12 protein-coding genes are annotated in these 13,840 nt (G+C 59.2%); 3 read left to right on the plus strand and 9 right to left on the minus strand.

Annotation, left to right across the window (positions count from 1 at the left end; all coding sequences use genetic code 11):
• Nucleotides 1-84 precede the first annotated feature (84 nt).
• Together ACR0MJ_RS17060 and ACR0MJ_RS17065 are read left to right on the plus strand one after the other, a co-directional pair.
• Nucleotides 85-639: a helix-turn-helix transcriptional regulator gene (locus ACR0MJ_RS17060; protein ID WP_170408235.1), complete on the plus strand. Its 555-nt coding sequence runs from the start codon at nucleotides 85-87 to the stop codon at nucleotides 637-639.
• Nucleotides 636-1,154 (plus strand): GNAT family N-acetyltransferase, encoded by a 519-nt coding sequence (locus tag ACR0MJ_RS17065; protein ID WP_170398494.1) that lies wholly within the window; start codon nucleotides 636-638, stop codon nucleotides 1,152-1,154. Before ACR0MJ_RS17060 ends, ACR0MJ_RS17065 begins: the two co-directional genes overlap by 4 nt.
• Before the next feature lie 153 nt (nucleotides 1,155-1,307).
• Here ACR0MJ_RS17065 and ACR0MJ_RS17070 read toward each other — a convergent pair whose 3' ends face one another.
• The 8 genes from ACR0MJ_RS17070 to ACR0MJ_RS17105 all read right to left on the minus strand — a co-directional run bounded on the left by ACR0MJ_RS17070 (nucleotide 1,308) and on the right by ACR0MJ_RS17105 (nucleotide 11,380).
• Nucleotides 1,308-2,552: a molybdopterin molybdotransferase MoeA gene (locus ACR0MJ_RS17070; protein WP_480761879.1), complete on the minus strand. Its 1,245-nt coding sequence runs from the start codon at nucleotides 2,550-2,552 to the stop codon at nucleotides 1,308-1,310.
• Complete coding sequence (locus ACR0MJ_RS17075; protein WP_480761880.1) at nucleotides 2,545-3,030, minus strand: plastocyanin/azurin family copper-binding protein; 486 nt, start codon at nucleotides 3,028-3,030, stop codon at nucleotides 2,545-2,547. Before ACR0MJ_RS17075 ends, ACR0MJ_RS17070 begins: the two co-directional genes overlap by 8 nt.
• Nucleotides 3,031-3,044: 14 nt before the next feature.
• Nucleotides 3,045-5,249, minus strand: a complete 2,205-nt coding sequence (locus ACR0MJ_RS17080; RefSeq protein WP_480761881.1) for a HEAT repeat domain-containing protein — start codon at nucleotides 5,247-5,249, stop codon at nucleotides 3,045-3,047.
• 144 nt (nucleotides 5,250-5,393) lie between these two features.
• The gene (locus ACR0MJ_RS17085) at nucleotides 5,394-8,075 is read right to left on the minus strand and encodes an arsenate reductase (azurin) large subunit (RefSeq protein ID WP_480761884.1); all 2,682 of its coding nucleotides are present in this window, start codon (nucleotides 8,073-8,075) and stop codon (nucleotides 5,394-5,396) included.
• A gap of 13 nt (nucleotides 8,076-8,088) precedes the next feature.
• A complete protein-coding gene (locus ACR0MJ_RS17090; protein ID WP_170425700.1) occupies nucleotides 8,089-8,658 on the minus strand; it encodes an arsenate reductase (azurin) small subunit in 570 nt (189 codons plus the stop codon).
• 5 nt (nucleotides 8,659-8,663) lie between these two features.
• Nucleotides 8,664-9,848 (minus strand): cytochrome-c peroxidase, encoded by a 1,185-nt coding sequence (locus ACR0MJ_RS17095; RefSeq protein ID WP_480761885.1) that lies wholly within the window; start codon nucleotides 9,846-9,848, stop codon nucleotides 8,664-8,666.
• An 11-nt stretch (nucleotides 9,849-9,859) separates the two neighbouring features.
• Nucleotides 9,860-10,966, minus strand: a complete 1,107-nt coding sequence (locus ACR0MJ_RS17100; RefSeq protein ID WP_480761886.1) for a cytochrome-c peroxidase — start codon at nucleotides 10,964-10,966, stop codon at nucleotides 9,860-9,862.
• A gap of 159 nt (nucleotides 10,967-11,125) precedes the next feature.
• Entirely contained in the window at nucleotides 11,126-11,380 is a 255-nt protein-coding gene (locus ACR0MJ_RS17105; RefSeq protein WP_170398480.1) for a BolA family protein, read from the minus strand.
• A 107-nt stretch (nucleotides 11,381-11,487) separates the two neighbouring features.
• Between ACR0MJ_RS17105 and ACR0MJ_RS17110 the strand changes: the two genes are divergently transcribed.
• The gene (locus ACR0MJ_RS17110; protein ID WP_170398478.1) at nucleotides 11,488-12,111 is read left to right on the plus strand and encodes a DnaJ domain-containing protein; all 624 of its coding nucleotides are present in this window, start codon (nucleotides 11,488-11,490) and stop codon (nucleotides 12,109-12,111) included.
• A 33-nt stretch (nucleotides 12,112-12,144) separates the two neighbouring features.
• On the opposite strand, the gene dld is transcribed toward ACR0MJ_RS17110, so the two are convergent.
• Nucleotides 12,145-13,827 carry a D-lactate dehydrogenase gene (dld, locus tag ACR0MJ_RS17115; RefSeq protein WP_480761888.1) on the minus strand — a complete coding sequence of 561 codons (1,683 nt, stop codon included), beginning with the start codon at nucleotides 13,825-13,827 and terminating at the stop codon, nucleotides 12,145-12,147.
• Nucleotides 13,828-13,840 lie beyond the last annotated feature (13 nt).

The following is a 13,840-nucleotide window of genomic DNA, read 5'->3' on the forward strand; positions in this document are numbered from 1 at the left end:
AGATTTCTGCGCCCTTTTTCTATTGTGTTTGAAGTAAAGCAAGGCAATAATCCCATATTCGTAACTGTTTCCCATATGTGAGCCATGCTCGACACACTATCAAACCGCCTCGCTAAGCGTCTGAACGAGCTGCGCCAGGGTCATGGCTGGTCGCTTGAGCAGCTGGCAGACCAAAGTGGGGTCAGCCGGGCGACACTGTCGCGAATGGAAAACGGTGATGTCAGCCCTACCGCTGAAACGCTTGGCCGTTTATGCGCAGCATACGGCCTGCCCATGTCACGCCTGCTGATGATGGTCGAAGACAGTTTCGATCCCAAAGTACCTTTCGAGAAGCAGCCTGAATGGCATGACCCCGAAAGCGGGTTTACCCGCCGTTCGGTTTCACCACCGGCGACTGGCCTCAGTGGCGAAGTAATGGAAGGTCATTTGCCCCCAGGTACTGTCATCACCTACGATACTCCGCCCAAGCCGGGACAGGAGCACCACCTGATCCTACTTGATGGAGGGCTAACGTTGACAGTGGACGGGATTGCCCATGCGCTCAGCGGCGGCGACTGCCTTCGCTATCACCTGTCGGGGCCAACGCAGTTCGAAACCGGACCCAAACGCGGTGCGCGCTATCTGTTGGTGCTGATATGATTACGCGATTGCCACAGGAATATTTCGACGAAGCGCTTGAGGATCTGACCGATATCCTGCACCGCTGTGTCCATACCGGTGCCAGTATCGGGTTCATCCTTCCTTTTTCGCGAGACGATGCCCGCGCCTATTGGCGGGACAGGGTGCAGCCCGAACTCCGCGCGGAGACACTCGATCTGTTTGTCGCATATGGTGACGGACGCATTCTGGGCACAGTGCAACTGATCCCCGCCGCAATGCCAAACCAGCCGCATCGCGCGGATGTGGCAAAACTGCTGGTTCATCCGCAGGCTCGCCGTCGTGGTTTGGGTCGGTCGCTGATGGAGGCACTGCATGAACGTGCTCAGGAATTGAAACGCACGATGCTGGTGCTGGACACCCGTAGCAGCGATCCTTCACGCTTGCTGTATCAGTCGATGGGTTTTCAGATTGCCGGAGAGATCCCGAACTATTGCCGAAACCCGTTTGAGGATCGGCTGGAGCCGACCACTTACATGTTCAAGGACGTCACCTAGCTGCCCGTCGCGCGTACATTCGCGACAGAGCATTCGGCGATCCCCAAAGGTCCCGACATAGGTCGGCACCAAAGGCCTACAGCCGCGCGCCATCGACAGCAAAGGGCGCTCGTTGACCAAAGAATTTGATACCTCAAGCGCATCGGGATACATCTAGAATCGAAGGAAATCCAGAGCTTCTCCGGCTGGCAGCTTCTCAGTTTCTGCCGGAATAATTGCCAGACCATCGGCCTGTGCAAGAAGGGCAACGCGCCCGCTGTAAGACTCGGCCATCAGGCGCAATCGCGGTGCGCCATTCGGTGTACATCCGTCGATGCTTACCGGGCGGTACTCACGCCGCCCCGCGCGGCGTTGAATAGGTTCTGCTAAAACCGCCTGCTCGGGGGTGCGTTCGTTCCGATGCAGACCGGCACGGCGTTCCATCATCCGCGCACCAATGATCTGCCACGTAACAAAGGCCGAAACCGGATTTCCTGGCAGGCCCACATAAAGCGCATCACCCCGACAACCGAACATGATCGGTTTGCCGGGTTTCATCGCCACTTTCATCACCTCGGTTTCGCCACCGATTTCACTGAACAGGCGCGGCATGTGGTCTTCGTCCCCGACCGAAACACCGCCCGTGGTGATAATCAGGTCCGAGCTATTACAGGCCTCCCTCAAGACCTGCTTCAGCAGCACCGGATCATCTTCGACCGGGCCTCGGTCGGCTAGTTCGATCCAGGGTTTATCCAGCAAAGCCAAAAGCATGTACCGGTTCGAGTTGTAGATCTGTCCGGGGCCAAGCGCTTCACCCGGCTGGCGCAGCTCGCTACCGGTCGAGAAGATCGTGACCTTGAGCTTGCGAAAAACCTTCACCTCGCCATAACCAGCCGAGGCCAACGCGGCAGCCTCGCGCGCGGAAATTTCACACCCGCGCCGCAGGATCGGGGCACCAGCTTTCAAATCCTCGCCCGCGCGACGGATATGCTGACCGGATTTTGGACGGCGGTTGAACCGGATGCGATCGGACTGAAACTCACAGTCTTCCTGCATTAATACGGCATCGAACTCGGACGGCACCGGCGCTCCTGTGAATATACGCAAGGCACTGCCATCCGGCGCATCGTGTGCGCCGCTATCGCCGGCGGCTATGCGCCCGCCAACCGGCAGTTCGAACACAGGCCCCTCGCCCAGATCGGCGCTGCGAACGGCATAGCCGTCCATGGCCGAGTTATCGAAGGCGGGCATGTCTACCTTGCTGTCGCAATCCTCGGCCAGTATCCGGCCAATAGCCTGCACCAGCGGTAGTGTTTCGGTATCCGTGATGGGGTTGGCCACGGACAAACCGCGCCTTAGGGCGTCATCTACGGTCAGGTACATATGAGCATGGTGGTCGCAGGCACATCCATCAGCCATTTTGGGCCTCCATATACGCAAAGAGCTCTTCGAAACCGACCCGCTCGGCCTCTCCAAGTTTAGGTAGATAGGCCTTGGCTTCTTCCAGATTCGAGCTTGGATCACCAACTACCAGCAGCATGACCATGCCGTGACGCCCATGAACGCGGCAACGGATGCCGTAGACTCCCTCTTTCTCGAAAGTCAGATCCAGTTCGGGTTTGCCCCGAATCTCGAAGACGCGCGCGCCCACGGGTATCATTCGAGGAATGGCAGTGACCGTGTGCCGCCCGGTCGAGCCTTTGAAACGCACAGTCGCCCCAGCGGGAACCTGCAGGGATTTGGGTTCGAACCGAAATGCATGCGCCGGAGTGTCGGCGTTCAGGTCGATGACCTGATGAACTACGGCAACCTCGGGGATCTCCTCGGCCAGTGCGACACTACCAAAAGCCATTGCCCCCGTTAGAATCGCCGCGCCTAGTTTCAGCGAAATCGCCATCTATCCCTCCGGTTTCAGACCGCCCGGTAGGGGTCTCCCAACAGGTCGGCCAAAGCGCTGATCAACACCGGCCACTGGGCGCGGCGGTTCTCGTCGCGCAATCCGGCCAACAATTCGCGCCCAATGGACACCAAGGCAGGGGTGCTGTCATTGATATAGGTCACGATCCGTTGCTCAGGATTGGCCAGAAGGAAGGGTACGATGGCCGCACCTGCCTGATCCGGGGCCGTTTCAGACAAAAGCCGCATCGCCGCCTGCCGTACCGGGGCCGAGACATCGTCCAGCAAGCTGCGCGCCACATCGGCCGTCCCGTCCCAGCGGGTCAGAGTCTGCATGGCGTCGATACGAAAGGCAGTATCTCCGGTTTTCAGCATAGCCCGCAATTTGCCCCGCAGCGCATCCTGCGGTGGCAGGTCAGCCTGTTGCAGCAGGTTCAGCGCTTGCAGAGACAGATTGGCATCGGTATGCGAAAGCCCCTGTGTGATCAGCTCGATCAAATGCGACTGGTCCAGTTCGGACCCGTTGCGCGCGACCGACAAGCCCAGTGCCGCCAGCGCCTGCGCGGCGATCTCGGTCTCGGGATCCCGCGCGATCTGGGCCAGCATGATCTGCATACCTGTGACGTCGCCCAGCAGGCGGATGGCCGAAATGCGGGTCTCACGCTCCAAGGCTTCGGCATTGTCATCCAACGCCACGCGGCGGCGTTTGGGATGCCGGGTGGCCTTGACCAACAATGCCTGCTCGCGTGGCGTCAGGGGGTGCAGGTCATCATCCTCGGCCTCTTTCTTCATCTCTGCCGCGATAGCGTCATGGCCAAGGATCGCGCCGAGGCTGGAGGTAGGGCCGTTTTCACCACCGTCGGATACATCCAGCCCTGCCTCTTCCAGCGCGGCGATGTCGGTTTGCGGGGCCTCTTCCTCGTGCGCGTCTTCGACCACGCTCATCGGGGCGAGCGCGAAGGACAGCAGCAATTCGCGGCCCTGCTGCTGGTTCACATGCGGGCGGTCGGTGTCAGTAACAATCATCGCCAGCGAGGCCACGGCCTTCAGCCGCACCGACCGAAAGGGCGCGCGGCAGGCGCGTTGCAGCCATTCTGCCGTCTCGCGCAGGGGCGAGGTCGCCAGCGCGTCGACGATGGCCCATTGGATACGCTCGGCCTTGAGGTCGTCCGCCTCGACCGAGAACAGCGCGTTCAGCCGATCTGCCACCAGTTGCGGGGCCAACGCCGCCAGCAGACCCAGCGCCTGCGCCGAGACCTCAGGCTGTTGTCCGGTTGCGAGGAAATCCAGCACCTGCCAGCGCAGGTCGTCTTGATCAACGATAGGCTGGCTGCGGTCCAGCCGGTCGATCAGCGCCAGTTGCACCTTGGCGCCGGGGTCGCGCATCATGCGGTCCAGCAGTTCGGGTTCCGAGAAGCCCGAGTGGTTCAGCGCCGCGATGCGGATGTCTTCGACCGCATCGGTCAGCGCCTGTTCGACCAGCAGCGGATCACCCAGCATCAGCGCCTCATAAGCGATCAGACGCACGGCCCCGTCCTTGTCGGTGGTGGCTTTGCGCAAGATGGCTTCGGCCTCGGCTCCACCGATCCCGGCCAGCGTGCGCAGAGCGCGGTGACGCAGACGGCGGTTCGAGGATTGGGCGAACACACCCAAGGTCGGCACGGACGGCGTACCGATCTGGCCCAGCGCTTCGCAGGCCACATCCCCCAGTTCCTGCCCGTCTTCGTCCATCAGGGCCATGACAATGGGTTCAATCGCAGCCGCATCGCCCATGCGACCTAACGCTTTGATCGCCGCGATCTGAGTATCCAGCCAGTCGTCCCATTCATCCTGATGCAGCTCGTCCTCGTCCCAAGTGATATCCTCGCCGCGTCCAGTGACGAGGGTGCGCAGGTGCGGCGTGGCGTCCTTGGCGTTCAGCTGTGCTAAGGCGGTGACGCAGGCCAGTTTCACCTCACCGCAGGGATCGTGGATCAGGTTTTCCAGCAGTTGCGGCGCGGCCTCCGTTACGCCCAGCGCGCCCAGCGCTTGGGCTGCGTCTTGACGGACGTCTTCGTCATCATCCAGCAACGCCTCGACCAAGGCCGGGCTGTCGCTGGCTCCAATGGCGGTCAGGGCCTGAATGGCGCGCAGGCGGATCACGTCATAATCAGATTTTGCGTAGTCGGAGAACAGGCTGGTGGCCTCGTCACGCAGGGCGGTATCGGAATGCATGTTCATATCAGGTCTGCCATGTTTTGCGTTGGGACGGGTTGGGTGAAAGTGGAAGACAGGTTTCCCAACCGAAGCCTGCCTTCCAGGTGGTCCCTTCTGCAGTGGGACCGGACCCGAGGGGCGGCATGGCGTTCGCCCCCCGGAAAAGCGTCAGGCGATGTCGCGCGGCGCGAAGGACATCGTGCGAAACGAGGTCTTGTAGGGGCTCGGCCCCAGCTTGCGGACCTTGGCAACGCCCATCTTGTAGTTGTAGTTGCCGCTGATCCAGTCGACGATCCGGCCCTCAAGCGCGTTGGCGGGCTGCTGCATGTGCAGGAAGTCCATGTAAACGACGCTTTTCTTTATGGCGGGCGTAACCATGGCCACGGCGGTGATCGCCGCTTTGGTCAGTTCGATATGTCCGTTCTCCATCAGTTTCGAGAACTGGAAGTCGTCGCCTTCCACACCGAGCAGCGTGTGCTTGTTACCCGGAACGCGCTCCGAATAGACCATCACATAGTCGCCGCTTTCGATGCCACGCTCAGCCGCATCGTCGGGGTGAATCTCGATCCAGTTCTCCGGCCAGCGTTGCACGATATACGGGCGGCGGCGGTCGTCGAAACCGGACTGCCAGCGTTCATTGATCCGACCGGATGTGGCCCACAACTCGCCTTCGTCCTTGTTGGGTTTCAGCCATTCCCAGTAATCCGAGAACAGGCCCCACGGCGATTTCTGGATGTTGCACTTGCCGGTCTGGCTGTTGAAGTGCGTCAGCTTCTTGTTGAATACATCCGCACCAGCCGCACCGGTATCAGGCAGCGTGCGGGTTGTGTCATGCAGACGCTTGGTTTCAATCAGCGTGACACCGTCGGCATCCAGCATGACCGGGCATTGCACACCATCGGTGCCGAATTCTCGGACCTTATGGTGCAGACCCTTGCCCTCTTTCTTTGCCAGACGGTAGACCGCGTGGAAGTCCTTGCGCGACCCGCGCGTAAAGCGCACGGCCTCTTCGGCAACCTCGTTCGAGTTCTGCCAGTCGAACCCGTCAAAGCCCATCCGCTGTGCCAGTTGCGCAATGATCCACCAGTCGGGCTTGGCCGCACCGGGCGCATCATAGAACTTCTGATACAGACGCAGGCGGCGTTCGCCGTTGGCGCGCAGAAAGTCCTCTTCGCCCCAGGTCGCTGCAGGGAACACGATGTCGGCATAGCGGTTGCCGATCGGATCCTGCAGATAGATGTCCTGGTTGATGACCACCATACCGCCGCTGTCGGCGCGGGCCTTCAGCGTGTCGATCATTTCTTGCTTGTCGAAAGACGCAATCTGATGCGGGTTGCGGACGGTCAGTTCCTCGAACTTGTCAGCTAACTGTTGCGAACCACACATCGCCTGAATCCATGTGGTGCCGATCACATGGGCCATACGGGTATGACCTGCAATCAGATACCGGTCCGTATCCATGGCGCGGCGACGGCGACCCGGCAGTTTCTCGGGCGACTTGTTGCGCGGGTATTTCCCGCCCTTCACGCCGCCCCGCTGGTGACCACCGGCCCGGCCAATGACCTGACCCGGACGACCTCCACAGCCACAGATGATGCCCAGAGCGGAGATCGCCTGTGTGTTGCCGGTGTTGTTCGACCAGTAGAACCCTTTCTCGATCATGACCGAGGTTTTGGGCCGGGTGCCATCCGCCTTGGGTTTGGCCAGCCATTCGGCGGCAGTATAGATTTTCTGCACGTCGATTTCGGCCATAGCAGCAGCGGTTTCAGGCGCGAATTCGTCCTGCGACAGCAGCCACTCTTTCCAATCCTCGAAGCCTTTGGTCTGGAACTTGCCCCAGGTCGTACGCCACTGCCATGGCGTGTTCCTTGTGCCCTGACCGAAGCCGGACGAGCTTTCCCATTTGTTGTTGACCCATTTCTTGATCCAGTCGCTGTCTTCCCAGCCATTTTCCACGATGACCCGGGCGATGGCGTTGACGACCAGAAGGTCGGTGCCGGGCAGAACGTCGATATGCAGGCCACCCATCTTTTCAGCATGGGCCACACCGGCAGACCGGCGCGGAATCAGATAGATCTCTTTCTGGCCGTTCTGCATCCCCTTCATCATCCACTGAGTATAGAGGATAGTCTTGGTTTCATACGGGTCGGTGCCACAGACCAGAAGGGTTTCCGCATCCCGCCAGTCCTCGTACGAGGGACCAAAGTTGTCGAAACCCGCATCCCGGAAACCGGGGGTCGAGGTCACGTCGGACGGCGTGTCGTGGAAGGTGAAGTTCGCGGTGTTGATATGACGCAGCGCGTATTTCGAGATCGCATAGGTGTTCTCGATATACTGATAGCTGAAGGTTTTTACGCCATAGGCATTGGTACCGTGCTTGGCGATCACGTGGTTGCCCACCTCAGCCGCAACATCCAGCGCCAGATCCCACGGAACCGGCATCAAGGTACCATAGATCCGCATCAGCGGCGTCTTAAGGCGGTCGCGTGTTGGCGTCTGCGGGTTATAGCATTTCTGCGCGATACATCCGCCCCGCAAGGAACTGTCGCCGTCGGTGTTGACGTATTGCGTGTCCTTGTCAGGGATGATCACCACGTGGTGCGGCTGACCTTTGTGCAGTACGATATTGTGCTGGTTCGGCGCGACCCACGCACCCAGCGGTGCAACAGGGAAATCCTCGCCAAACGCGTTTTCGTCCGCGGTGGGGCCGCCGGGTTTGGCCGTCACAGGCCAGCGATAGACTTTGTAACCACAGGCCACGATGCAGTAGTCGCAGGCGGTCGAGATGACCTCGGCTCCTTTGGGCGGCAGCGGGACGTTGGTTTCGGGTACGTAATACGGGGTTGCCATGATTCCGCTTCCCTTATGCAATGAGGTTGTCGTAACGGCCGTAGATCAGGCCGAACATGCCAACGGCGTAGATGTCATCGCCGTCCAGTTCCAAAAGGACCTGCGGCAGCGACTGATAGGCCTGCCCCGAGACGAGGATGCCGTGCCGTGTCACGTCATAGGTGGACAGGTGCAACGGGCACGGGCCCAGCACCTTATGTTCAGGCTTGTAGCTGTCATACATCGACCCGCCCTGATGGGTGCAGGTGAGGTTGAAGGCCACAACATCCTTTTGCGGACCAATGCCGCCGCCGCTTTCCACGCCGGTTTTCACAAGGATCGAGTCTGAATAGTCGCCCTCGTCCGGGTAGTAGAACTCGACCGGCACATCCTGTTCCAGTTCGGACAGTTTGCCGATCAGCTTGCGCGGATAGGTCGATACCAAAGCGGGCACCTGTTCCGCCTGGCCATGGCGGGTGGGCATGGTCACCATCACGGCAAAGGTGGTGGCACCCGAGGCGAACAGGAACTGGCGGCGGTTCACGGTGCAGGCCTTTTTGGCCTCGCCCGAACAGCTGCATCCGGTTGCGTTATGATCTTTCATGACGCTTACTCCTCTGCTGCCGCGGGAAGCGGCTGGTAATCCGGTAGATCAGGTTCTTCGACCAGAATCTCGTCACCGGACAGGGATTTCAGGAAGGCCACCAGATCCGCTTTTTCTTGATCATTCAGGCCAAGGGGTTGGATCAGCGGAGATTTATTGGCCGAGAACTCATTCTCGCCGCCGCCCTGGTTGTAGAACTCGACCACATCCTCAAGCGTCTCCAACATGCCGTTATGCATGTAGGGTTCGGTATAGAGGGTGTAGCGCAGGCTTGGCGTGCGGAACTTCCCCTTGTCGGCCTTTTCCTTGGTCCGGAAATAGAAGCCGGGGTCGTCCTTGGTGTGGCGGTACATCTCTTCGGTCGAGCCTTTGGCATATAGCTCATACCGGAAGGTGACCTGCGCCAGACCATCGTCCTGCCAACCATCATAGGCGGGTACGCCGGTGTTGTAGTATTTCTCATCCGACAGCAGCGCGCCGTTGTGGCATTCGGAACATTGCGCCTTGCCGGTGAACAGTTCCAGCCCGCGTTTCTGCTCGTCGGTCAGCGCCGCGTCATCCCCACGCAGATAATTGTCAAAGGGCGTGCCGGTCTGAACGATGGTCCGTTCAAACGCGGCGATGGCGCGCCATGCGTTGCTGATACGCGGCCACTGATCGCCGAAGACATCGTTGAAGCGTTCCACGTATTCGGGAACGAAGGCCAGACGCGCCTCCATCATGTCGGCCTCACCGTTGCCGGCGACCGCACCGCCAGCAGCGGATTTGGCCTGGCTCTCAAGGCTTTTGCTTGAACCCGCCCAGAACAGCTTGCCGTAATAGGCCGAGTTCACGATGGTCTGGCTGTTGCGCCAGTGGGTCGTGCCCGGATAGCCGAACGAGATTGGTGCTTCGACGTCCCAGCCGACATCTGGCATGTGACAGGCCGAACAGGGGGTCGACGGGTTGCCGCCCAGACGCGGATCGAAGAACAGCATCTTGCCCAGTTCGATCTTGGCCTCGGTCTGGGGGTTGTCCAGCGGTATGGGCGGCTCACCCAGTGCCACCAATGGCGCATCGGGGTCGGGGTCTGCCCCGCCGATACCGGCCTCAATCTCCATGCTGGTTTCTGCAAAGGCTTGCGAACCAAGGGCGGCAACCAGAGCAGCGGTGGCGATTGTACCTGAAAGGTAAGACTTAAGGTCTTTCATGGGTCCACTCCTCAGTTTGTCGCGTCTTGCCAGTTTTCGATCGGCGCATAATCCGTATCGATGTCCTCGGCGACGAAGTCCGGGCCGGTCAGCGGCTCACCAGACAGCGCCTTAAGGAAGGCCACCAGCTGTGCTTGTTCGGTCTCGCTGAGGCCAAGCGGCTTGATGCGCGGATCCTTGTTTTCATCTTCGCCACCACCGGCGTTGTAGAAGGCCACCACATCCTCGAGCGTCGCAATCGAGCCGTTATGCATAAATGGCGCGGTATAGATCAGCTCACGCAGCGTGGGGGTCATGAACGTGCCGAATGTATCGGCGGTGTGAGTGCGTATATACGCACCGGGGTCGGCGCGCAGGTTCATGTAATTCTCGACGCCGAGGAACTTCATCATGGTCACAAAGGTGATGTGACGTTCCGGGGTCGCCCAGATATCGGGGTTGTCGCCCACGCCGATATTGTGCGGCAGATCATCCGTGAACCGCTCGCCCGAGTGGCAGGAATTGCAGCCGCTGGCATTGAACAGCTCATAGCCCGCCTTGGCGTCTTCCGACATCTCGCCGGTATCGAACGGCGCGCCGCGCGAAATTAACGTTTTCAGATATTCCGGGATGGCGTTACGGACCCCGCTGTTCGACGGCTCGCCAAATCCGGCGGCTTCGAACATCTCGACATAAACCGGATCTTGCTTGATGCGTTCCTGCATCAAACGCATATCCATGTTCATCGAGTATGTCTCGGTGATGCTTTCGCGGGTCGCGTCGTTGAGGTTGGTGCCAATGCGCCCGTCATGGAACCACGCGGCGCGCTTGGCGCTGTTAATCAGCGTCGGCACGTTGCGGAAATGCAGGCTGCCGGCATAGGCATCCGATAGGGCCTGCCCGTCGGTAAAGCCGTTTTCCGGCTGGTGGCAGCTGGCGCAGGACAGTTCGGTGTCGCCAGACAGGCGCGGGTCAAAAAACAAACGTTTGCCAAGTGCCGCCTTGGCTTGGTCGAACTCAATGGCTTCTACCGGGCCCGGCTGTTCCGCCTGGGCATGGTGAACCGGGAACGCAACACCCACCGACAGCAATAAAACTGTCGACAGTGCCGAGAACCACGTTCTGGCTTTGGTCATCATTTAAAAAGCCCTCATTATCCGCAAATCTGATCGCTCCGGTTAACCGGAGATCGACGAGGCGAATATTAGAGGGTCATGTATCGCGATGCCTTGATCGAGATTAAATCCGCAGAGAATTGGCGACGTGATCGTCGCTTATCTGAACCAAGGCCGCGACTGTCAGACGTCGATATCCAAAGCAAGCGCATGGATACGGGGGACTATATCCCCCAATGCCGTATGTACTGCGCGATGGCGAGCAACGCGGGATTGCCCCTCGAAAGCCGCAGAACGAATAAGGACGTTGAAATGACTCTCACCGCCCTCCTGATATCCAGCGTGACCACGATGGCTCTCGCTGTCGTCAACCACCTCCAGCTCACGCGGGTTAAATGCTGCCTGCAATCGTTCACGGATTTCGTCGGTCACGCTCATTTTTATGCTCAACGGCAAATAAATTGCCGTCCCCCTCTTCTACTTTCGGCTGCTTAGATTAAACTGCTGCCTCCGAGTCGAAAAGATGCCTTCGTGAGGTTGTGCAGATGGTAAAGTCAGATCCCTTCGGATTCGATATGTCCGTGTCGAGCGCTAAGAAAAAGAAGCCGCGCGGCCGTCGGGGTATGTCAGGTGCGTCCGAAACTTCGGTGCGAATCTGTGATCATGAGGGCTGTGAAGAACCCGGTAAGTTTCGCGCGCCCAAAGCTCCGGACGTGCTGGATGATTTTTTCTGGTTCTGCCAGCAACATGTGCGCGAATATAACCAGAAGTGGAATTTCTTCGACGGCACCACCGAGGCCGAACTGAACGCGCAGCGTTCGAAGGACAAAGTGTGGGAGCGTGAGACCAAACCGATGGGCGATCCCGAGGCCCGTGCCTGGGCACGTCTGGGGATCGAGGACCCGCATCAGGTTCTAGGCGAAAACGCCACCAAAAATCCCGGCCGCGCCAATTCCGGCGGTCGACGCCTGCCGCCGACTGAGCGCCGCGCGATTGAGATCCTCGAAGCGCAAGATAGCTGGTCGAAGGCAGAGATTCGCAAAGCCTACAAGAAGCTGATCAAGGTGCTGCACCCGGATATGAACGGTGGTGACCGATCTCAGGAAGAGCAGTTGCAAGAGGTCGTCTGGGCCTGGGATCAGATCAAGGACAGCCGCAGCTTCAAGTAGTATTCAACGGATACGGGTCAGCAGCGTTCCGTCTCACGAATAGTGCTTGTTGCGGGACATCTTTCCGATTCCCGGGTTCATACTGTTCGTGGGATCGATCGACTTGTAGAAAGCTGCCAGATCGGGTTTGGCCGCATAGAGGTGGCCGACATTGTGTTCGGCCGGGTATTCAGCGCCGCGTATGTCCAGCAACTTTAGCATTGCGGCCTTCAACGCGTTCGGATCCGCGCCTTTCTTGACGATGTAATCCTGATGCAGAACATGACACATGAAGTGGCCATAGTAGAGCTTGCCGACCAGTTGATCCGCGATCTCAACTGGCAAGTCTTCGAACCAGTCGACGTCATTGCGGCGCAGCGCGATATCTAGGGCGATGATATCTTCCACTTCGGCTGCATGAACCTTCATATAACGAATGGCTGCACCTGCGGCAGCAAAACGATGTAGCCCAGCGATCTTTGCCTCACGCAGGTCGCATTCAAAGAAATCCAGCTTGTCTTCGGCAGTCATGTCATTGAGTAGATCGCGCGCTTCATCGATACCGCCATCGCGCATTTTGAGTATGAGGTGATGCGGATACCGATCCCGATAGGCCCGCATCCGGCGCGGCAGGATATCGGGCCAAAGTCGCATCGCGAACTGCATGAATCGATCGGTAAAATTGCCGAGAACCGGTATGCCTTCCAAACGCGCGTCCACCGCGCCCTTCAGCGCAAAGAAAGTGGGCAAACGATCGGTGCCCAACTTGTCAATCATCACCATGGTGTCTTTGCCATAGCGGTCAGAGATATCGAATACCTCCTCATGCATGTATTCAGCGCTGACCGGCAGGGTTTTGAAGTCGGACAGGATGCGACGGCGCAATTCCGTGAATGCCTCGGTGTCGTGCGCCCCGACGTAGAAAGTACGTTCTGCTTCGTTCTTGGCATATGTATCCAGCCGAACCGCAAAAACCGCCAGTTTACCCGCGCAGCCCGCTGCTTCGTATAGACGCGACTCATCAGCGTTAAAGCGTGCTGGCGTTTCAGCATCTACATTACGCACCCGACGGGCGTAATCGGTGTCAGAGGCTTTGCGATTGTCGGTCTCGATATCAGTTGCTGAGAAATCACCGTTCTGCAGCCGGGTCAGGATTTCTTCGGGTGTATCACCCAACCGCATGCCCAGATGATTGACCAACTCAAGCTCGCCGTCCTGAGTGATCCGCGCGTACAGTGACAGCTCGGTATAGGAGGGGCCGCGCTCGACCAGCGAACCGCCCGAGTTGTTGCACACCCCGCCAACGACTGAGGCACCGATGCACGAAGATCCGATCACCGAATGCGGCTGGCGGCCAATCGGGTCCAGCAGCTTTTCCAGCGCAAACAGTGTGCTGCCCGGAAAGCTGATGACCTGTTTGCCTTCATTGATCAGATGCAGATCGTCCATCCGCCGCGTGTTGATCAACACTACATCACGATCGTAGCTACCCTTGGGCGTAGACCCTTCGGTCAGGCCGGTATTGGCGGCTTGCATGATGACGATTTTGTCGGCGGCAACGCAGGCTTGAAGCACCTGCCATTGTTCCAGCAGCGTGGCGGGCTGAGCCACCGCGAGCGCGTCCCCTTCACCTGATCTGAACCCCCGGCGAAAGCGGCGGGTGCTGCGCGACGAAGTCAAAACGCGCCGCCGCCCACAAATGGCCTGAAGACGCTTGATCAGATCGGCATCGTTCATCCCGCTACCCTCC

This window comes from Ruegeria sp. C6, from assembly GCF_056537625.1.